Annotated in this window: 18 protein-coding genes and 1 pseudogene; 6 read left to right on the plus strand and 13 right to left on the minus strand. The window is 48.2% G+C overall.

The window, feature by feature from the left end; translation table 11 throughout:
- Window positions 1–492 precede the first annotated feature (492 nt).
- Complete coding sequence (locus tag A7975_RS08370) at window positions 493–2,538, plus strand: RICIN domain-containing protein (protein WP_065384881.1); 2,046 nt, start codon at window positions 493–495, stop codon at window positions 2,536–2,538.
- 86 nt (window positions 2,539–2,624) lie between these two features.
- Here A7975_RS08370 and A7975_RS08375 read toward each other — a convergent pair whose 3' ends face one another.
- Window positions 2,625–3,575: a hypothetical protein gene (locus A7975_RS08375; protein WP_065384882.1), complete on the minus strand. Its 951-nt coding sequence runs from the start codon at window positions 3,573–3,575 to the stop codon at window positions 2,625–2,627.
- 239 nt (window positions 3,576–3,814) lie between these two features.
- Between A7975_RS08375 and A7975_RS08380 the strand changes: the two genes are divergently transcribed.
- Window positions 3,815–4,708, plus strand: coding sequence for a copper amine oxidase N-terminal domain-containing protein (locus A7975_RS08380; RefSeq protein ID WP_176707697.1), 894 nt, complete (start codon window positions 3,815–3,817; stop codon window positions 4,706–4,708).
- Between the two features lie 102 nt (window positions 4,709–4,810).
- Here the strand turns inward: A7975_RS08380 and A7975_RS08385 are convergent, their stop codons facing one another.
- The 3 genes from A7975_RS08385 to A7975_RS08395 are packed head-to-tail and all read right to left on the minus strand — an operon-like array spanning window position 4,811 to window position 6,180.
- Complete coding sequence (locus A7975_RS08385) at window positions 4,811–5,314, minus strand: GNAT family N-acetyltransferase (RefSeq protein ID WP_065384883.1); 504 nt, start codon at window positions 5,312–5,314, stop codon at window positions 4,811–4,813.
- Window positions 5,315–5,357: 43 nt separating this feature from the next.
- Window positions 5,358–5,636 carry a DUF2277 domain-containing protein gene (locus tag A7975_RS08390; protein ID WP_065384884.1) on the minus strand — a complete coding sequence of 93 codons (279 nt, stop codon included), beginning with the start codon at window positions 5,634–5,636 and terminating at the stop codon, window positions 5,358–5,360.
- A gap of 13 nt (window positions 5,637–5,649) precedes the next feature.
- Window positions 5,650–6,180 carry a GrpB family protein gene (locus tag A7975_RS08395; protein ID WP_065384885.1) on the minus strand — a complete coding sequence of 177 codons (531 nt, stop codon included), beginning with the start codon at window positions 6,178–6,180 and terminating at the stop codon, window positions 5,650–5,652.
- Between the two features lie 254 nt (window positions 6,181–6,434).
- On the opposite strand from A7975_RS08395, the gene A7975_RS08400 reads away from it, so the two are divergent.
- The gene (locus A7975_RS08400) at window positions 6,435–6,809 is read left to right on the plus strand and encodes a winged helix-turn-helix transcriptional regulator (RefSeq protein ID WP_065384886.1); all 375 of its coding nucleotides are present in this window, start codon (window positions 6,435–6,437) and stop codon (window positions 6,807–6,809) included.
- Window positions 6,810–7,027: 218 nt separating this feature from the next.
- On the plus strand, window positions 7,028–8,200 hold the full coding sequence (locus A7975_RS08405; RefSeq protein ID WP_065384887.1) for an MFS transporter: 1,173 nt from the start codon (window positions 7,028–7,030) through the stop codon (window positions 8,198–8,200).
- A gap of 94 nt (window positions 8,201–8,294) precedes the next feature.
- Here the strand turns inward: A7975_RS08405 and A7975_RS08410 are convergent, their stop codons facing one another.
- From A7975_RS08410 to A7975_RS08420, 3 genes are all read right to left on the minus strand, one after another.
- The gene (locus A7975_RS08410; RefSeq protein WP_053374492.1) at window positions 8,295–8,798 is read right to left on the minus strand and encodes a ferritin; all 504 of its coding nucleotides are present in this window, start codon (window positions 8,796–8,798) and stop codon (window positions 8,295–8,297) included.
- Window positions 8,799–8,893: 95 nt separating this feature from the next.
- Window positions 8,894–9,115: a DUF1450 domain-containing protein gene (locus A7975_RS08415; protein WP_053374491.1), complete on the minus strand. Its 222-nt coding sequence runs from the start codon at window positions 9,113–9,115 to the stop codon at window positions 8,894–8,896.
- A 72-nt stretch (window positions 9,116–9,187) separates the two neighbouring features.
- Window positions 9,188–10,609, minus strand: coding sequence for a S41 family peptidase (locus A7975_RS08420; RefSeq protein ID WP_053374490.1), 1,422 nt, complete (start codon window positions 10,607–10,609; stop codon window positions 9,188–9,190).
- Window positions 10,610–10,745: 136 nt separating this feature from the next.
- Between A7975_RS08420 and A7975_RS08425 the strand changes: the two genes are divergently transcribed.
- Together A7975_RS08425 and A7975_RS08430 are read left to right on the plus strand one after the other, a co-directional pair.
- A complete protein-coding gene (locus A7975_RS08425; RefSeq protein ID WP_053374489.1) occupies window positions 10,746–11,552 on the plus strand; it encodes a Cof-type HAD-IIB family hydrolase in 807 nt (268 codons plus the stop codon).
- Between the two features lie 81 nt (window positions 11,553–11,633).
- A complete protein-coding gene (locus A7975_RS08430; RefSeq protein WP_053374488.1) occupies window positions 11,634–11,825 on the plus strand; it encodes a cysteine-rich CWC family protein in 192 nt (63 codons plus the stop codon).
- On the opposite strand, the gene A7975_RS08435 is transcribed toward A7975_RS08430, so the two are convergent.
- From A7975_RS08435 to A7975_RS35360, 6 genes and pseudogenes are all read right to left on the minus strand, one after another.
- Window positions 11,815–12,339 (minus strand): phage tail protein, encoded by a 525-nt coding sequence (locus tag A7975_RS08435; RefSeq protein WP_065384888.1) that lies wholly within the window; start codon window positions 12,337–12,339, stop codon window positions 11,815–11,817. The two genes, A7975_RS08430 and A7975_RS08435, sit on opposite strands and share 11 nt — an antisense overlap.
- A 21-nt stretch (window positions 12,340–12,360) precedes the next feature.
- Complete coding sequence (locus tag A7975_RS08440) at window positions 12,361–12,864, minus strand: phage tail protein (protein ID WP_053374486.1); 504 nt, start codon at window positions 12,862–12,864, stop codon at window positions 12,361–12,363.
- Between the two features lie 12 nt (window positions 12,865–12,876).
- Window positions 12,877–13,398: a phage tail protein gene (locus tag A7975_RS08445; protein ID WP_141680249.1), complete on the minus strand. Its 522-nt coding sequence runs from the start codon at window positions 13,396–13,398 to the stop codon at window positions 12,877–12,879.
- Window positions 13,399–13,478: 80 nt separating this feature from the next.
- Window positions 13,479–13,940: a GNAT family N-acetyltransferase gene (locus tag A7975_RS08450; RefSeq protein ID WP_065384890.1), complete on the minus strand. Its 462-nt coding sequence runs from the start codon at window positions 13,938–13,940 to the stop codon at window positions 13,479–13,481.
- A 10-nt stretch (window positions 13,941–13,950) separates the two neighbouring features.
- Complete coding sequence (locus A7975_RS35355; protein ID WP_369688912.1) at window positions 13,951–16,035, minus strand: S-layer homology domain-containing protein; 2,085 nt, start codon at window positions 16,033–16,035, stop codon at window positions 13,951–13,953.
- Window positions 16,036–17,307: 1,272 nt separating this feature from the next.
- A pseudogene (locus A7975_RS35360) lies at window positions 17,308–19,086 on the minus strand (CBM96 family carbohydrate-binding protein); the annotation flags it as partial.
- Between the last annotated feature and the right edge of the window lie 57 nt (window positions 19,087–19,143).

The following is a 19,143-nucleotide window of genomic DNA, read 5'->3' on the forward strand; positions in this document are numbered from 1 at the left end:
AGTACGAGTCCAAGCTTTACCGATATTTTTTTCTTCATTACGATGACGCCTCCTTGTATTTACTGCGTGATACCACACTGCTTATCAGGTCTGAGATGGATACATCTTGCCCGTTAATGAGCAAAGCCTGCATAACCTACTCAGATTTGCAAGCGCTTCCCTGATGAACCTCATTCTAGATTATATTGTTATAATTATAAATACTATATTTAGTATAAAAAAACAAAAAATCTCCTTTCCTTGTGCACGTCATCTCAAATAGAAGCATATTATCCCTTCGCTTTTTATATAAAAACACACTTTCTACTTATTTCCCGAACGTTTCAAGCCTCATTCCTTCGATATTATACTAATTTCAATATATATTTAAATACTAACATAATCTATAATCCATTTCGAAGCGCTTACATTAGTGTTGGAGGAGTTGATCAAACTTACGTGTAATTCATTTTTTGAATGACATTCAGCCTCATATGAAGGAGTCGGTACAATATGTTCTTACAGAAGAAGATACGTTTAACCGCATTCTCGCTAGGCTTGCTTCTTATCATCAGCATCCTGCTGCCTGCTTTTCAAGCTTTTGCAGCAGCAGGACTTGCTTGGCCATCCAATACCGCAGCTGTGTTCACTCCTGCTACTGGCGGCGTATGGTATCCTCGGTTGCTCAAGCTGAGCAATAACGATATTCTCGCTTCTTTTGATACGAATGTTGGCGGCGGTAAAACACGGATTATGATTTCACGGAGCACAGACGGCGGCCATAGCTGGTCCCCCGCTGCACAAGCTGCAGCAGATCCGAGCGGCGACGTGGGGAACGGCCAAATGCTCCAGCTGTCTAACGGTGACATTTGGCTCGCTTATCGCCTTGTCGTCCAATCTGGCTCCACCTTCATCACTTACCTTAGAACTAGCAAAAGCACGGACGGCGGCAATACATGGTCGGTACTGGCTAACGGTCAAATAGGATCGACCACCGCAAATTCCTTCAAAGGACTTTGGGAGCCGCATCTTCAATTGCTTGGGAATACGATAGCTGTTTATTACGCAGATGACGGCCCTGTGGCTGCCGGTACTACAGGCCTTCAAAAGCTCATCATGAAAACATGGTCAGGTAATGGCTGGAGCGCAGAAACGGTAGTCAGCGATGGCGTTGCCGCGGGCTCAAGAGACGGTATGCCGGTCATTGCTCAGATGGCAGACGGCAGATATATTCTTGTCTTCGAAGCAACAGATGTCGCGGGTCATCCTTTTGTCATCAAATACAAAATTTCATCCGACGGCTACAACTGGAATGTACCCCGGCAGACGATGTATGTTCCATCCAAGCTTGGCAAGAAAGCCGGCGCGCCATTTGTCGTAAAGCTGGGGGATGGGCGGCTGCTCGCCTCTTTCCAAACCGATAATGACAGTACAAATACGGGCGATTCATACTCGTCCATGTATACCATGATTAGTTCAGATAATGGAGCAACGTGGCAATACCGCTCCAATATTTTTCCAGTCAGCGACTCCACTAACTCTAATTGGAACGCCTTGCTGCCAGTTGACTCTACTCATGTGCTTGCTGCTACAAGCTCCGATTATCCAAGCAGCGGCGTCTATGTTCGCTTCGGCCATGCAATCACGCCATCAAACACCAATCTGCTGACGAATTGGAGCTTTGAAACGGCTAATGCAAGCGGCTGGACGACATATGGCGATGATTATCCCGCGCGCATTAAAGTACATGGCACGAACGATGGTGTCGGCGTGCCCGCCGCTCATGGCAATTATTTTATCGGATTAGCCGGAATAAGCGGGCCTGCAACCGCCTACGTCGGACAAACCATTAGCGGCCTTGATAACGGCAGCTATTCGCTTCGCGCGTATATGCGAAGCAGTGGAGGGCAAAGCACATGTGTCGTAGAAGCTAAAGATTTTGGGGGAACGATGCGCCAAGAAAACTGCCCGGTTACAACGGCATGGACGCCAATTTCACTCCCAAACCTTGCCGTTACGAACGGGCAAGCAACCATTGGTTTTTTTGTATCCAATACGAATGCAAACCAATGGGTTGACATTGACCGGGTTGAATTTGTTCGAAACGACAGCTATAACGGGATCGTCTCAGGCGGAGTTTATAAGCTCGTGAATACAAACAGCGGCAAAGCGCTCGAGGTAGACGGATGGGGAACCACAAATGGCGCTAACGTTCAAATCTGGACGGAGGGGAGCAGCCAAGCGAATCAACTTTGGCAAATTACGCATGTCGGCGGCGGAGCGTACAAGCTCATTAACGTGCATAGTGGAAAAGCGCTTGATGTCAGCAGCTTAGGAACAGCGAACGGCTCCAACGTCCAAATCTGGGATTATGCAGGCAGCGCTAATCAACATTGGAAGCTTATCGATACAGGCAGCGGTTATATGAAAGTAATGGATGGAGGTAGCAACAAAGCGCTTGATGTTGCCGGCTCCGGTACGGCCAATGGTTCCAACGTTCAAATATGGGATGATCTCGGTAACGGTGCCCAAAGATGGATGCTTATTCGAGTAAGTTGACCTACCGCTAGCCCAGAAGCAGAAAAAAACGCCTGTAGGAAAAACAGCTGAGCAGAGTTAGCCTCTCCGCTCAGCTGCTTCCTATTTTAGCCTTGGCTGATGATATACCGAAAACTTTCAAAATATGAAGTCCGACCGCTTTCCACTCGCCTTGCATGATCATAAAAACTAAAAGAAAATTTAAAAACATGGCCAAAATCCCAATTGCTCTCGCTATGATCCTTCGTCCAAAACTTTTGCTCGTCCGGCAGAAACTCCGCCCTTGCTGATAGTTGCAACGGCAGCTGATCGACAGGTGAAACCAGCTTTACTTCATCTCCCGGATTTACATGGCGGCTGCTGCGCAAAACTTTTATCATTTTGAGAAGCGGCGGCAAACCCCTCTTGAAATATGAAACATGGCCAAGACCATATAAAATGTTCAATGCATGAGAAAAAGTGAGCATATGGCCCATTAAATCATGATGCGATTCCGCCCGGTATATGACTTTAAAATCGGATAATTGCTCCAGCACAAAAAGCGAGAGAGCATTGGCATCGTCAATCCTTGGAAAGTTATCCTCCTCTGTGATTTCCAATCTTTTTACTTCGGAAGCCGAATAGCCAATCCATGATCGTCCTGGAATGGTTTTTTCAAATGAGCGAATGAGTTCGGATATTCCTGAAAGATCATCATCAGACCCCCAGCCATTAAGCTCATGAATGGCCAATAAACTTAAGGCGCTATAAATGACGTTATGACCTACCCAGTGGAGTTGATCGATTGTGTGATCAAGAGCCCCAAGTATGACGGTTTCTGCTTCTTCAACATTGCTTCTAAGACGGTTATATTTACTCGTTGCACCATTATTTGCGATCATAGCTCTGGATTGAGAAAATACGTTTTGCCCAAGCTCCACACCCAAATTATTGTCTTTTACAAAAAAATAACTAGCGATAGCTGCAGCACCAAAATGGGCATGCCAGATGTCGCCGGTTTCTTTTTTACAGGTTGAAATGACTGAAAGCCCATCTTCCAGTATTCTTTTGTCCAGCATGAATGTTCTTCCCCCTTGCTGCCATTTCCTCTGTTCTATCTTCACAGCTCTATTTTATTAACCGTTCAAAGATAATTTCATAAGCCGTAGGTTTTCCATGCCATTTTAGTGTGTAGGCAAAACCTGGCATGTTCATCACATTTGCATTTTTCCACATGAGAGACTCATCTTGCAACTTTTTACAAAAAAATGCGTTATTGAAACTGGGAACTATTAGAATAAATAAGGAGGCTTCACTTTTGAAAAAATGGATACAAGCAACAGCCGCTTCGCTTTCGATCATGGGAATGCTGGCTGCCGGAGCAGCCGTCTCCGCCGCGCCCCAGAAACCAACACAAGTCTACATTGACGGCGAGCTGCAAAAGGATGTATTAACCGTAAAGCAAAGAACGATGGTGCAGCTAAAAGCTTTTAACGATCCGGCTAACCTAACCTATTCTTATGAACAAGCCACCAAGACGATCGTCATCGTCAATAAAACAAATAAAACAACCGTGCGCCTGAAAAGCGGAGCCACAACGGCTGAAGTTAACGGCAAAAGCGTCAAACTGGATGCCCCTGTCACGATCAAAGACGGCAGAACCTATCTTCCCCTTCGCTTTATTTCAGAAACGCTGGGAGGAGTATTGAAGTATAGCACTACGGATAAAAGCGTAATTGTGCGCACTCCGTCCGGCGAGGAACGCTTTAACATCCTTATGCACGGAGATTTAGCAAAAGCCCGCGAAATTGCCATTCATTATCCAAAAACGTATGCGGGTAAAGAAATTCAAGCTTCGGGAGAAGGATATACATTCGCTTATACTTTTCCAAAGGGAGAAGCACTGCGTTTTGAGTATCAATATAAAGGGCTGATCAATTATACCGAAATAAATCAGGATGGCATTGCAGTCGTAAAATGGCAAAATGATTCATACGGAAGTAATGGGGAAGTGGGCACACGGCATGAGGCTTTTGGCGAATCCGTCTATTTCACTAAACATTTGATGCTTGATAAAAACGTGTACGGAACGATCGATAGTCAAGGCAAAAGCACCGAGCTTGGCTTTACCGACTACAGCTCGAACAAAGATTTAGCGGATGTCATGATCATGCCTATCGACGGAGAAGTGCGGACAGACCAGCAGAAATAACAAATGCATTAGTTAAATGAACATATAAAAGCAACGGCAGGTTAGAGCCTGAAAGCAATGCCCTGGCCTGCCGTTCATTTAAACCCTTCATTCGCGATTAAATTAAAGCTTTAATGCCATCATTTCCTCATCAAAATATTGCCCGTTGAACTTCAAGGCGTTCCGCTCCACGCCATAAACCTCAAACCCCACGGACTCATAAAGCTTCTTAGCGGCGCCGTTAGTAGATACAACGGTTAAGTTCACTTGCTCCAAGCCATCACAAGCTTTTGCCCTTATGATTAGTTCAAGCATGAGGAGCTTCCCAAGCCCCTTGCCTCGCATTTCTGGTGCTACATACATCCCGTAGACATTGCCTTTATGGGCCGTTTTCATGCCGCTTTCGCGCATAAAAGCGACCATTCCAACTAACATCCCTTTTGCATCAAAAACACCCAACACAAATTTGTCCTTAGTCGGTTTTATTCGTTCTTCCACCGTTTCAAGCGTAAATCCCGCTTCTCTTTCAAAGGTTGACCCAAAAGCTTCTGGATTGACCTTGAGCGAGCTTAACCGCAATTGCTGGTACAATGGAGCATCGGATTTATCCAATATACGAATATCCATTTGCTGATTCTCCTTATCCGAACGCAATAAACTCGCTTTGGAGCTACTCCGTACTCGTTCCGAAACGTTGTGCATTTCTGGCGCGGGCGCGCTCGATCTCGACCTCGCGGTTGCGAGATTCCGCGTTAGTTACAAGGGAATCCAGCAGCGTGCGGGCGGCTGCGGCAACCTCCTCAACGGCACGATGAAAGGCTTCCTCATTCGCCTGTGACGGCTTGTTGAAGCCGGAGAGCTTCCTAACGAATTGGAGCGAAGCCGAGTGGATCTCTTCCTCTGTCGCCGGCGGATCAAAGTTAAATAACGTTTTAATATTTCTGCACATGTCCTTCTCCCTTTTAATCGGTATTTTGTTGTTCCGAAGCGTAGATGATCGACTTATCCACTAAAGCTTGAACAAATGCTTCTTTGCCTGCTTGATATTTATGAATATCATCTGGAAACTTTTCCGCTAATTCTAATTTCAGCTCGCCATATCGCACAGCTTCCTCGGGATGGGCGAGCATGTACGCTTTAAAGTCTAGATGCGTTTTAATGTTTATATTTCCTGCTTCAAATATATGTACATGATGGGTTCTGCTGTTTCCCCCTTTTGTAAAATACCGCCTCCCGGCAATGCCTTGCTCCCCCCTGGCGGAATAGCCTAGCTCAGCCATTTCTTGCTCATATAAATCCACTCTGCCGATTTCCTTGACGACAACCAATAGGTCGATCGTCGGTTTAGCATACCCAATCGCTGGAACTGCCGTACTTCCAATATGAAAAATGTCTATCTGCTCCGGATGCAGGATACGCTTCATTTCAGCCGCTTCTAAAATGTACAGCTCATTCCACTTTTCTGTCCATGGCGCTATTACCGTTCTTCGCATCGATTCTCCGCTTCTATTCCCCATCTAAGATCGATAGATCCCGAATGAGCTTATTATTTATCTTCACGTAAATGCCTCAAGCTCGTATAAAATTGTACCATAACCATTTCTACCCAGATAGACGTGCCTAGGGTGGAAAAGTTGCTCGAACGATTGACATGTTCAAAAGCGCAGTATCATAATGGTAGCATAAAATAATGTTACCTATCCTGCTCTACTCTAGCTTGGATAATTATGAATGAGGAGGACATCTCATGGCCGATCAAGCCAGCCTGCCTGGCGACTGCAAGGAAAACGCCGGCTCCAGCATCTGCGAAGTGCTGCAGATTTTGGGCGCCAAATGGGCGTTCCTCGTTCTTGAAGAGCTGCTAAGGGGACCGCAGCGGTTCAATCAGCTCCAGCGGAATGTAGCCATCGTCAAGACCCAATCCCTTACGGATACCCTTCGCCATTTGGAAAAAAACGGACTCGTATTGCGCGAGGTTTTTCCAACTGTGCCTGTTACGGTGGAATACTCGCTTACGGAGAAGGGCCACGATTTCCAAACCGCGTTGATGGAAATGGAAAAATGGGTACAAAAGTGGGGCAATACCGTGCAAACCGCTTCACCTGCTGAGAAGTTATCTTAAATGCTTTGCATATGGGGCCGTCAGGGGATTTGATCCTCTGGCGGTTTTTTCATGGAAATCGGTTCAGCAGCTTACTTAAAGTTAGTTAATCCATATAAATGGATGATGTCCAACCATTTTGCGTTCTTACTTATGTAAAGTAACTTGATTATAATTCAAATAAGCATTACACCGGACGCGGTTAGCTGCCTGAATACAAGTAGAGAGGATTAACCCATATGAACCGTATCGTCATTTATATTTTAACGATAGCAGTCTTCTTGACCGCTACATCGGAGCTAGTCGTTGCCGGCATTTTAAATACACTGGCAAGCCAAATGCAAGTATCCGTCGCTCTGGCTGGCCAGCTCATTACCGCTTACTCGCTCGCGTTCGCGCTTGGCACACCAATCGTCGTATCGTTAACGGCGCGAATAGGTCGCAAAGAGCTTCTTTTACTTGCTATGCTTGTCTTCATTGCCGGCAATCTCACTTCATTCTTCAGCTTTGGCTTTACGCTGCTGCTTATTTCACGGCTGATACTGGGCGTAAGCTCCGGCGTCCTGCTGGTAGCCGCTTTCAGCGCTGCCGCGAAGCTGGCCACGCCTGAGAAGATCGGCAGCGCAATCGGAACCGTTATTCTCGGCTTCAGCACGGCTATGATTTTGGGAATACCAATCGGCATCGCCCTTACCGATATGTTCAGCTGGCGAGTGATCTTCCTCTTACTAGCCGTAGGCAGCATCGTTATTCTGATCGGCATGGCGCTCTTGCTGCCGAAAATAGAAGGAGACGCCCCTGTTCCCTTCCGCAAACAATTCACCGTCCTCGCAAATCCAGTTATTCTGACCGCGCTGCTGCTCGTCCTATTCAGAGAAGCCGGGAACTCTATTATGTTCACGTATTTGACTTCTTTTCTCGATTCGATCCTGCATAGGAGCGTATCCTCCACCATGTTCATCATGCTGGCATTCGGAATAGCCGGCGCAATCGGCTCCCGTCTAGGCGGTTCTGCCGTAGACAAATGGGGGAGCGTACGCATAATGGTCATCAGCATGGTTTCCCATGTCATCACGCTTGGCCTGCTGCCGCTTGCGATCCGCTCATTCCCTGTTGCGATAACCCTTTTATCCCTGTGGGTCATGTCCATGTTCATTATGGGCCCTGCTACACAAACCTACTTCATCGAGAAAGCGCCGCTGTCCTCTAACCTTGTCATCAGCCTGAACACTTCCGTGACCCAAATCGGACTTGCGATAGGCGCAGGAGTCGGAGGGATAGCCGTCACATGGAATGAAACTGTTTTATATAACCCGTGGATGGCAAGTGCTGCACTGTTTATGGCTTTCATTGCTGCAATCATTTCCTTCCAGAAGAGCAAAAAAACAAACAGCGCTCCTTCCGTTCACTAACTACAAATATAAAAGAGACCGTCTTTCTCAGGTAGAGTTTTCTACCCGAAAAGGACGGCCTCTTCGTTATTCGCTAAACGCAAGCTTGTTTTCCTTATAGCGCCGGAGGCGTGAAAGAACGAGTTGCAAACTCAGCATCGAGCATATAGAAAGCGTTGCTGTCTTTGTCGATCCGCTTCAGCTTATGAATGATATTATCAAACAGCGCCTCTTCTTCAACCTGCTCGTCGATAAACCATTTGAGGAAGTTAATTGTCGCATGCTCACGATCGCTGATCGCAAGATCAGACAGATTGTAGAAGCGTTTCGTATTTTGCTGCTCGTGTCCATAGCCTTGCTCGAATGTGTCCAGGATGGACGCGTAATCGTTATTTGGCTCTCCAAGAGCCGAAAGTGTAGCACGGCGGCCACGGTCGTTTAGAAATTTGTATATTTTCATAGCATGAAACCGTTCTTCCTCAGCTTGTACAATGAAGAAGTTTGCGAAACCGTCCAAGCTCTCGCCCGAACAATACGCTGCCATTGCAAGATACACATGCGCAGAATAAAATTCAAAATTCATCTGTTCATTTAAAGCTTCTGCTAATCCATCATTCATGCTCGTGCACCTCAGCTTTCCTAGATTGTACTTATTCTAACATAAAAATAAAGAACGGCAAATGCCGTTCTTGTAAATGTATCCATTTTTATTGGTTATCCGATCATTTTTTTCAATCGTTTGTAGAGCTTCTCTGGAGACGGCGCGCTTACCGTCTTCGACTTAATGACGACGAAGCACTCTAGCTTGCAGGTTTTGCAATCGCCGAGGCAATCGCTTTTCTTCTGCTTGATATCCGGATATCGGCTTTTCATCGCCTTATAAATCGGCTCTGATCCATTCCTTAAATTCCGTTTGCAATATTTGATCTTCTTCATCCGATTCACCCCGCAGCGCAACGAAGGATTTGCTTCCTACTTGATGATAATGATTATCATCCCCGTTGTCAACTACGATTTTTTTAGAACCTCTAATCCTTTAAGCAGCTGGCTGTCCTCGCGTCCAAGCTTCTCGCGCAGCCGCTCCAGCAGCTGATAGCCCGTCTTGTCGTTAAAGCTGCCTGTAGCCTCCAGCTTCTCAGCGGCTTGGAACTTGCGCATCGCTTCAGCAGTCTGCTTGTCGAACATACCCACCTGCCCCGTAGGACCGTAGCCTAGCTCCTTCAGCATCAGCTGCAGCGTCTTCACATCCTCGCCGTAGCTTCCCACTTTCATATCTGAGCCGATGGCAAGTGGTCTCAGCTTCGTATACTCGGGAAGATTGACCGCGAAATCCGGCGAAACGCCTGTTTTGTTGATCCAGGTTCCGCCAGGCGTCTTCCACTGCGCCTCCGTTAAGCTTAAAACCGAGCCGTCCTTAAATTGATTAAAGGCTTGCACGACGCCTTTGCCATACGTTTTTTCTCCAATGACGGTAGCTCCCGCCGATTCCTTCAATGCGGCTGTCAGCACCTCGCTGGCGCTCGCGGATTGCCCATTTACGAGCACCGCAATCGGCACCGTCCATTCCTTCTCTTGCTTGGATTTGTAAGTGATCGTCTGGCGCTCATTTTTGTATACGACGTTCAAAATCACTTTATCCTTCGGAATTAGCGTGCTCGCAATTTTGATGGTCGGCTGCAGCAAGCCTCCCGGATTCGAGCGCATATCAAGCAGCAAACCTTTAAGCGGCTGCTTCGCCTGCAGCTCTTTAAGTGCTGCCTCGAATTCATCCGCTGTTTTCTCGGCAAAGCGGCTGATCGTCACATGGCCAATCCCGCCCTCCAGCATCTCGGAGGTAACCGTATGGACCGGAATAGCTTCCCGCTTCAGCGTCAGCGCAATCTGCTCGACCTGATTCGGCCTCTGCACCTTGAGGGAGACCGACGTGCCTTCCTTGCCTCTAATGACGCTCAGAAGCTCCTCAAACGTCTTCCCGCTCAGTTTCTGATTATCTACCGAGATGATGATATCGCCCGGCAGCAAGCCGCCGCGCTCGGCAGGAGCGCCCTTCGTCAGCCCGCTTATGACGAACTGGCCTTCCTCCTCGCGGATTTCAGCGCCAATCCCGTATATTTGGCCTTCATACGATTCGGTATACGCATTGCCCTTCTCCTCTGCTAAATACCGGGAGTAAGGATCCTCAAGGGAAGCGACCATGCCGGCAACCGCTCCGTTAATGAGCTTCTTCGGCTCAGCTCCGTTTAAATAATCATTTATAATTTTGTTGTAGGACACTGTAAATTGCTTGAATACCGGCTCCTTCAGCATCGGATATCGATTGCCCGTCCATAGCAGCCCAAGCGCGAAGCCTACGGCTGTAAACAAAATAGCGCCCAGCACGCAGAGAGTCAGAAATCGTTGTTTTGACGCCGCTGAAGTAAAATTGTTCATCTGTTCATCTCCTCTAAAGTTTTACGAAGTAAAACTACTTCGTAAGCATACGCAAAGTCTTGTATGTGTGGATCATTTTAGCTACAATCAACCTAATCTAAAATTTAGAGAGCTGGAGAGGAGCTTCACTGCTAGTATGTATAAACTTATTGCAATTGATGTTGACGACACCTTATTGACGGATGACCTAACCGTAACGGAAGGCACGAAGCGTGCGATGGAGGCTGCCATTGCGCAGGGTGTGACGGTTACGCTCGCAACAGGCCGCATGTTTGCTTCCGCTCAAAAGATTGCCAAGCAAATTGAACTCAATGTTCCTATTATTACTTATCAGGGAGCCCTCGTCAAAACTCTGCTCGACGGGCAAGTGTTATATGAGCGCAACGTGCCTATCGATGCGGCCAAGGAGCTGCATGCCTACGTCGAAGCAAATGGCCTTCACCTGCAGCTTTATGTGGATGACGAACTGTACGCAACAGAAGATAACGATAAAATAAAGGCTTATTCCAAGCTCTCCAACATCCCTTACAAAATAGAGCCTGACTTCAATAAACTGATTGATTTTCCGATGAACAAAATGCTGATCATCGACGATCCCGCTCGTCTCGATATAATTGCCGAGGAGCTAAAGCTGCTTATTGGCGATCGCGTGCACATTACAAAATCGAAAGCGCACTATCTGGAGTTTATGCATAAGGAAGGCACGAAGGGACATGCCCTGCGGTTTATGGCTGAGCACTTAGGCTGCACGATGGACCAAACGATTGCCCTCGGCGACGCGTGGAACGACAATGAAATGATTATTGCTGCAGGCCTTGGCGTAGCGATGGGCAACGCGATTCAATCCCTTAAGGATATCGCGGATTATGTCACGCTATCGAACAATGAGGAAGGCGTGCGTCACGTCATCGAGAAGTTCGTCCTCCAATCATCCGCTGTGTAGGCACACGATTGGCTCAATATGCGAAACAGCCCCTTCGCCAGAAGCGAAAGGGCTGTTTCTTTAAGAAGGGAGCATCTCACCATGAATTGTCCGATATGCGGTAAGCCGAATGAGTGCGGGATCAAAGCTGTGCAAGAAGAAGCAGCGGATTGCTGGTGCTTTCGCGAAAATTTCCCTAAGTCTCTTCTTCAACAGGTTCCGGAAGCCGATCGCAATAAAGCCTGCATTTGCAAGTCATGTGCAATGGCCCATCAGAATCAGACTAAGACCTAGGAGGAAATATGCCCGTTAAGGCGATGATAAAGTTTAATCCTAAATAAGGCTGCATGTTATTATGAGGCAAGCTTTGTCCAGCTATTCCGATTGCCAGCGGACTCATTGGCTGAGCAGGGGAATTGCCGTACAAAGCAGGCACCCCCCGGCCCTGTGCTAAGCCCGCCCATAGTGCATCGGCAGGTAAATTCGCATTGCTAACGGCTACTGCGGCAGGAGCATGAGAGTGGCTCGGTATTTCATTCGTCAACAATGTGACATTCGGGTCACCGTCCGCTTCTCCTTGCGTACGCTCTGTTAGCCCAGGACCTTGTCCCTGCTGCATAGGCGCCCTGCCTCTTAGATCAGGAAGGGCAAAGTTTGTTTTACCGTCTCCGCCGTACATCGTGCCCAGTATTGAAAATAAAGCTGTATTTTGTGATAACGGCAGCAATTGCCCGTCACATAATGCCCAGCCCTTAGGAGCAAAGTTTCCTGCAAAAATGCGAATTTCACCTACATAGGGATCAGCCATTATTATTCCTCCTAACCGTTTCTAGTTACGTGATGGAAATATTCCGTTTGTGCAAATGCAATAATTCATGGCTAAATACGGCTGCATATTAGAGTGCGGCTGGCTTCCTCCCGCCGTTGAGAGCGCATTTGGACTCATCGTCGTATTCGGTGTAGTAGCATATGACCCGCTGTTAACACCCGGTACAGCCCAAGCATGACCGATAGGCGAATATTCGGAGGCTGTCTTCTCCGTTCCTTGCGCAATATGGTTATGGGCCGGCATCTCACTATACGTTAGCGTATGTGCCGCTTCTCCCGCCTTCCCCCCCAAATTAATGCCATTTCCAATGTGGACAGGCGCTCTTCCTCTTAAATCAGGCAATGCGAAAGTCGTCGTGCCATTTCCCCCATAGGTCGTCCCCAAGATCGAAAATAAAGCTTGGTTTTGGTTAATCGGCAAAAGCTGGCCTTCGCAAGCCGCCCAATTTTTTGGAGTAAATCCAAAACCAAATAATCTGATATCGCCAATAAATGACTCTGCCATTCAAATGCCTCCTTAGTTCTGTTGTGGGAATACGCCTGCAAGCGAGATGATAAAATTAACCGCCAAAAACGGCATCATATTATTATGCGGTTGATTTCCTCCGGTAGGAGTAATCGATTGCGGATCCATCACGCCTTCGGATGCTGCGCTTGAATACATGTTTTTAGACATTTGAGCAGCCCATACGCCGTCACTCGGCGAGGTTTGGTTGCCTGCGGCATCCGAGCCGTTAACGGGGTGCGTATGAACGGGAAGCTGGTTTGCCGTTAATGTCACGCTCTCCGTTCCCCCTGCTTCACCCAAAATATAAGTCTTTCCTGATTGTGAATCCCTGCCTGTGCCAACCGGTATCCGGCTTGCCAAATTCGGCAGGGCAAAAGTCGTTACTCCGTCGCCGCCGTACGTTGTTCCCAGCAACATGTACAAAGCATCGTTTTCAGCAATCGAAAGCATCCCACCGTTGCAAAGAGCCCAGCCCTGCGGAGCAAAATTACCTGCGAACATTCGAATTTCCCCTAAATAAGGTACCATTATCGTATCCCCTCGCCCTTCTTGAAGTAATGGATCTATAAGAAATCGGTCAAAAGCACAACCGACAACTTCGTTATGGATGCCTATCCTTGCCAGCGCATATGCTCATAAAGCTCGTCCTCCAAGAAAACGGTGAAGCCCAGCCTTTTATATAACCGTTTGGCAAGGTTATCACGCAGCACGGTTAATTTCAGGGGAAGCCCAGCAGCCCGGGCCTCCTCCTGAAGCATCAGAATAAGCTCCGTGCCTATCCCCTTATTTCGATATGAAGCAGTTAAAATGATATCTACCAGCACCCGATCTGATTCTGTAGCAGCTGTGCGAAGCATGCCGACAGTCTGATCTTCCACTTTAATAAGCTGAATATGACTTACTGGAAACTGCATCCGATAGGATTGCTGCTGAAATCGGAACTGCATGGCGAGAAACGTTTGCAGCTCCGCTTCCCCCCAGCCCCAAGCTGCCACTTCCTCACCGCGGTTCTGGGCAAAAAGCTCGAACAATACCGGCTCGTCCGCCAATGCCTCCTCCAATGTAAAACGCATAGCCATCTCCTTAAATAAATTGGCCAGCTTGCAGCAGCTTAACGATTACCGCAGCTAGCTGTTCTCTAGTCATCGGTTCGGCTGGCAGCAGTTGATCGTTGCTTCCGTTCACGATTCCGAGAAGCACCGTAAGTCTAACAGACGCTTGCGACCAGCTCTTCAGCTCATCCTTATCCCCAAAGGAGGCAAGCCCTTGATCCAGCTCCGCTTGAGTGAACCCAGGCTTCAGCTCCATCAGGCTAAATGATCGAGCCAAAATGACCATTGCTTCCTCGCGTGAAATTTTTTCGTTTGGACGGAATGAACCGTCAGCATAACCGCTAATTAAGCCATACTCCGTGGCAGCGGCCAAGGAAGCGGCATACCAGCTATCCTCGCTTACATCTGAAAAGGATTTTACTCCAGCTTCCTTGTATAGACCAAGTGCTCCAGTAATAATCGCCGCAAATTCGGCGCGGGTAACGCTGCGGCTCGGCTCAAACGTCTCATCGCCGGTCCCTTGTATAATTAGACGCCCTGCTAATTCTTCAATATACGGCTTGGACCAGCCGCCAACATCCCCGAATGTCTTCTTGTAATCGATAAGAGTAAAGATGCCATTCGCGAAGCTGTTCACCTTAATTTCAAACTTGCCGGCATTATGGCTGATCTTCGTTGGAACATGCACCAGCTTTCCATTTGGCAGAAGAAGAACAGCTGTTTTGGGCTGTTTGCCTTTTAGCTCTTCCTGTCCATAAGAGATCGTGATATAACCTTTTACCGAAGACAAGATTATGCGGGCATTTCCATTTTGGAAGTAGAGCTGGTAGCTCATAGGCGTTACTAATAAGGAATAGCCCTTATCCTTCGCGAGTTTTTCTATTTTTGCTCCATCAGCCTCGTCCGCTTTTTTAATTTCAATCTTCAGCTGAGCGCCAGCATCAGCCCAATCCGTTAAGACATCCCGGATCGCGGATGAAGATAACCCGTAGCCTGTTCCGCCTTGTACTAGCTTTATCGTTTTCCCGCTTTCATTAAGTTGTTTAAGTAACGCTGCATCCACTGCTAATTCAACATTATGGCTCGTAGCTCCCACGTCAATCGTCAACTCATTATCTTTTACATTTCTAATTAATTCCGTTAGCTGCTTGCCATCTAGCGACACAACAAGCACTTGTTTCCCGTCTTTCAGCACAACTTCCACTTTAACGCCCGGCAGATTGCCAGCTCCTTCTATCGTAACCAGAGGTGTCGTTGAACCTCCGCTTCCGCTTCCGCTGCTAGCAGGTTGATTATTTACGATAGTGACCGTAGCTGTGTTGGAATCCGCTTTACCGTCATTCGCTTTATAGGTAAAGGTCACATTCTCGTAATAACCCGCTTCAGGCTCAAAGCTGAATTTGCCGGTAGCCGCATCAAGCGTTAGCTTGCCCTTCGATGGCTGTCCAACAACGGCAAAAGCAATCGCATCCCCATCTACATCCACCGCCGCAAGCTGCCCCTCAATCTTCGCGCTGCCTGTAGTGGAGTGGGTCGCATTGGCGACAGTTGGCGCATCATTTACGGCAGCAACCGCGATTATCATTTGAGCTGAACGCTCAGCTTGAATCGCTTGTGCAGAACCGCTCCATTCAAAGCTCGTTTGGCCGAACCAATTCAAAGCCGGAAGAAAGGTAAGCTTAGCAAGGCTTGCAGCCGCAAGCTTGTCATTTGCCGCTACGTCGGAACCGTCAAGCTGCAGCTTGCCGTTAGCCGGAAGCGTATCAATCGTGATTTCATCAAGCAAAGAGCCGTCTGCATTGCTATATAAGAAGTCATCTCCGCTGAAATGGAGCGCCGTATCCTCCGAACCGTTTACGCTGCTTTCAAGCAGGACGGGAGATGAGCGATACATGATCGTATCCGAAACGATCGTCTTATTGCCAGCCGCGTCCACTAGCTCCAAGTAAACCTTCTTCTCTCCGTAGCCGTTCGAGAGCGCCCAATCCGCTAAAGACACGGCCTTCCACACCGCTGCGTCGTTGGACAGCCGCGCTGTATACTCATTCGCATCTGTGCTGGTAATCGTCAGCGTTACAAGTCCATGCGTAGTTTCTGCATCTCCGTTATTGATCATGATGCTTCCGCTTGGCGGCGTTTTATCGATTGTAAAAGCGACCGTCACGCTGTTGCCGTACGCATCCGTCACAACGAGTGAATAGGCGCCTTCCGCTGATAGGCTGCTGCCGCTTGTATAGCTATTGCCGTTCAGCTTAGCCGACACGCCTGTATGGTTATCTGAGAAGACTGGCTGAACATCCGTTTTATAAAAAGCGCCGTCCGTTACCCCGCTCACTGCCGGCAACGTCTTATCGATGCTGAAGCTTACGGTTGCCACATTGCCCGCCGCATCCGTTACGATAAGCGTGTAATCGCCTTCCGCGCTTACGCTGCTTCCGCTAGCAAAGGCTGAGCCATTCAGCGTCGCCGTGCCTTCATTAAACGTTAGGGTCGCCGTCCGGTTAAGCTTATCTCCGTTGCTCACGCCGGTTACGATAGGCGCTGCCTTATCGATTGTAAAAGCAACCGTTGTGACATGTCCCAGCGCATCCGTTACGACCAGCACGTATGTACCTTCCGCGCTGATCACAGAACCGCTTGCAAAAGCATTCCCGTTTAACGTAGCCGTGCCTTTGTTAAAGGTCAGCGTAACATTCGTATTAACCAAATCCCCGTTCGCAATGCCGGTTACAACAGGAGCCGTTGTGTCCAGCACGATCGTGTCGCTAAAGACGGCAGCATTTCCGGCCTCGTCCGTCAGCTTCACATACACGGTTTTGATTCCATCGCCGCTGCTCAGCGTCCAAGCTTTGCTGCTTGCCAAAGCTTCAGCCGTGCTCCAAGTGGCATTATCATTCGAAAAAGCGATCGTCAGCCCATGCAAATCGGTTCCCGTTACAGCCAGCGTGACTGACGCTGAGGCCGTTTCAGCTGCGCCACCCGCAATTACAACGCTTCCGCTTGGCGGCGTTTTATCGATTGTAAAAGCGACCGTCACGCTGTTGCCGTACGCATCCGTCACAACGAGTGAATAGGCGCCTTCCGCTGATAGGCTGCTGCCGCTTGTATAATCATTGCCGTTCAGCTTAGCCGACACGCCTGTATGGTTATCTGAGAAGGCAGGCTGAACATCCGTTTTATAAAAAGCGCCGTCCGTTACCCCGCTCACTGCCGGCAACGTCTTGTCGATGCTGAAGCTTACGGTTGCCACATTACCCGCGGCATCCGTTACGACAAGCGTGTAATCGCCTTCCGCGCTTACGCTGCTCCCGCTAGCAAAGGCTGAGCCATTCAGCGTCGCCGTGCCTTCAGTGAACGTTATCGTCGCCGTCCGGTTAAGCTTATCGCNACCCGCGGCATCCGTTACGACAAGCGTGTAATCGCCTTCCGCGCTTACGCTGCTCCCGCTAGCAAAGGCTGAGCCATTCAGCGTCGCCGTGCCTTCAGTGAACGTTATCGTCGCCGTCCGGTTAAGCTTATCGCCATCGCTCACGCCGGCTATAACCGGCGGCACCGTATCTAGAACAATAGTGTCCGTGTACCCAGCCGTGTTTCCTGCTGCATCCTTTAGCTGCATGTAAACCGTTTTCTCGCCATCCCCATCCGTTAAAGACCAGCTCTTGCTTGCAGCTGCTGCAATCCAGTCCGCTTCGTTCCAATCCGTTCCATCGTTCGAGAAACGCATCTGGACGGCATTGCTATCCGATGAAGTAATCGTTAAAGCTACAGCTTTACGATTGATAGCGCTCTTGCCATTCTCGATCGAGAGGCTGCCGCTTGGCGGAGTTTTATCTACGGTGAAGTCTAGCGTCGTCACATTTCCGTACCCATCGTTTACGATCAAGGTGTAACTGCCCTCTGCTGTAATCGTTGACCCGCTCGTATATGAGGATCCATTTAGCGTTGCTGACAGCACTGCGCTAGGATTAGAGTCACTGAACGTAGCAACCACATTTTGACTATAGAACGAGCCGTTTGTTATGCCTGAAATCGTTGGCGCCGTCTTGTCAATGCTGAAGCTCACGGTCGTACTGTTTCCAGCTTTATCGGTTGCCACAACCGAGTAGTCGCCTGCGGCACTAACAAGGAGCGGCCCGCTGCCAATTGAACCACCGTTCAAGGTCGAGGATTGCAAATTGGCGTCTGTAATCGTGATGATAACCGATTGATTCGTTTTCTGCAGATGGCTCACTCCGCCAATAACAGGAGCTGTAGCATCCAATATAATCGTATCGCTAAAAGTGGATATATTGCCTGCTTGATCGCTCAGCTTCATATATACCGTCTTTATCCCGTCTCCAGCAGAGAGCAGCCAAGACTGGGCAGCGCTAATCGGCGCTTTAGCGCTCCAAGTCGCATTATCATTCGAAAATTGAGCCTCAACAGCGTCACTCTCTGGATCTGAAAACGTTAAAGATAGCGTGACGCTAGTATTTTTCGTATATAAGTCCCCATTATTAATCGCTATAGTGCCTGTCGGCGGCTCATTTGCCTTATAGACATACTCTAAATAGGGAACGCCTATATTGCCGCTCTCACGTTCATTCAGCATAATAATATTTTGCACAATGCCTGTTGCGCCAGGCAAAGCATCCCCGGCAGTTGGTCCTGTCAATACGAAAGAAGCCTGCCGATCCGAATCTGCAAGCTGATTTTTTATAAACGCGGTGACATCATAGTCCAGCAAAAGCCCGCTGCTTGAGCCTGCAAAATCAAACGATTTTTTTCCTAAAAAATCAATTCCGGCATTGTAAGCCGGCAGATCGCTAATGGATATTCCGGCCTCGCTCCAATTGTCGCTGGAGGATCCATATACATTAATATAAGGGTCTACGTTAGATTGCGCGCGCGAAACATACCCATTCAAAATAGGAATAACAAGCTTAACCGATTCTAGCGTTTTATTGGCATTAATGCCCGTTAACGAATAATGCAGGTAAGTCTTGTGCTCCCCATAAGCAGCATCATACCCTACATAATTAAGGCCATTTTCTCCATTAAAAACCATATTCCCATCGTAAAATTTGTCCTTGGACGGATAAATGGGCGGCTGCGGCGCATCAGCGCTGACGGCTGTAAGCGATACTTGCTGCAGCAGCATAATGACCAGCGATGATATTAATACCATGGCTACATACTTCTTCAATGTCGTTTCCTCTTTTCTTTGCGGAATATACAAATTTAG

The organism is Bacillus sp. FJAT-26390 (assembly GCF_001682865.1).
GTDB lineage: Bacteria > Bacillota > Bacilli > Paenibacillales > Paenibacillaceae > Pristimantibacillus.

Coding starts and splice junctions, on each gene's coding strand:
- A7975_RS08370 (WP_065384881.1), top strand. CDS start 493: ATGTTCTTACAGAAGAAGATACGTTTAACCGCATTCTCGCTAGGCTTG.
- A7975_RS08375 (WP_065384882.1), bottom strand. CDS start 3,575: ATGCTGGACAAAAGAATACTGGAAGATGGGCTTTCAGTCATTTCAACC.
- A7975_RS08385 (WP_065384883.1), bottom strand. CDS start 5,314: ATGGATATTCGTATATTGGATAAATCCGATGCTCCATTGTACCAGCAA.
- A7975_RS08390 (WP_065384884.1), bottom strand. CDS start 5,636: ATGTGCAGAAATATTAAAACGTTATTTAACTTTGATCCGCCGGCGACA.
- A7975_RS08395 (WP_065384885.1), bottom strand. CDS start 6,180: ATGCGAAGAACGGTAATAGCGCCATGGACAGAAAAGTGGAATGAGCTG.
- A7975_RS08400 (WP_065384886.1), top strand. CDS start 6,435: ATGGCCGATCAAGCCAGCCTGCCTGGCGACTGCAAGGAAAACGCCGGC.
- A7975_RS08405 (WP_065384887.1), top strand. CDS start 7,028: ATGAACCGTATCGTCATTTATATTTTAACGATAGCAGTCTTCTTGACC.
- A7975_RS08410 (WP_053374492.1), bottom strand. CDS start 8,798: ATGAATGATGGATTAGCAGAAGCTTTAAATGAACAGATGAATTTTGAA.
- A7975_RS08415 (WP_053374491.1), bottom strand. CDS start 9,115: ATGAAGAAGATCAAATATTGCAAACGGAATTTAAGGAATGGATCAGAG.
- A7975_RS08420 (WP_053374490.1), bottom strand. CDS start 10,609: ATGAACAATTTTACTTCAGCGGCGTCAAAACAACGATTTCTGACTCTC.
- A7975_RS08425 (WP_053374489.1), top strand. CDS start 10,746: ATGTATAAACTTATTGCAATTGATGTTGACGACACCTTATTGACGGAT.
- A7975_RS08430 (WP_053374488.1), top strand. CDS start 11,634: ATGAATTGTCCGATATGCGGTAAGCCGAATGAGTGCGGGATCAAAGCT.
- A7975_RS08435 (WP_065384888.1), bottom strand. CDS start 12,339: ATGGCTGATCCCTATGTAGGTGAAATTCGCATTTTTGCAGGAAACTTT.
- A7975_RS08440 (WP_053374486.1), bottom strand. CDS start 12,864: ATGGCAGAGTCATTTATTGGCGATATCAGATTATTTGGTTTTGGATTT.
- A7975_RS08450 (WP_065384890.1), bottom strand. CDS start 13,940: ATGCGTTTTACATTGGAGGAGGCATTGGCGGACGAGCCGGTATTGTTC.
- A7975_RS35355 (WP_369688912.1), bottom strand. CDS start 16,035: ATGATCAATAACGGAGATGCAGAAACTACGCATGGACTTGTAACGCTG.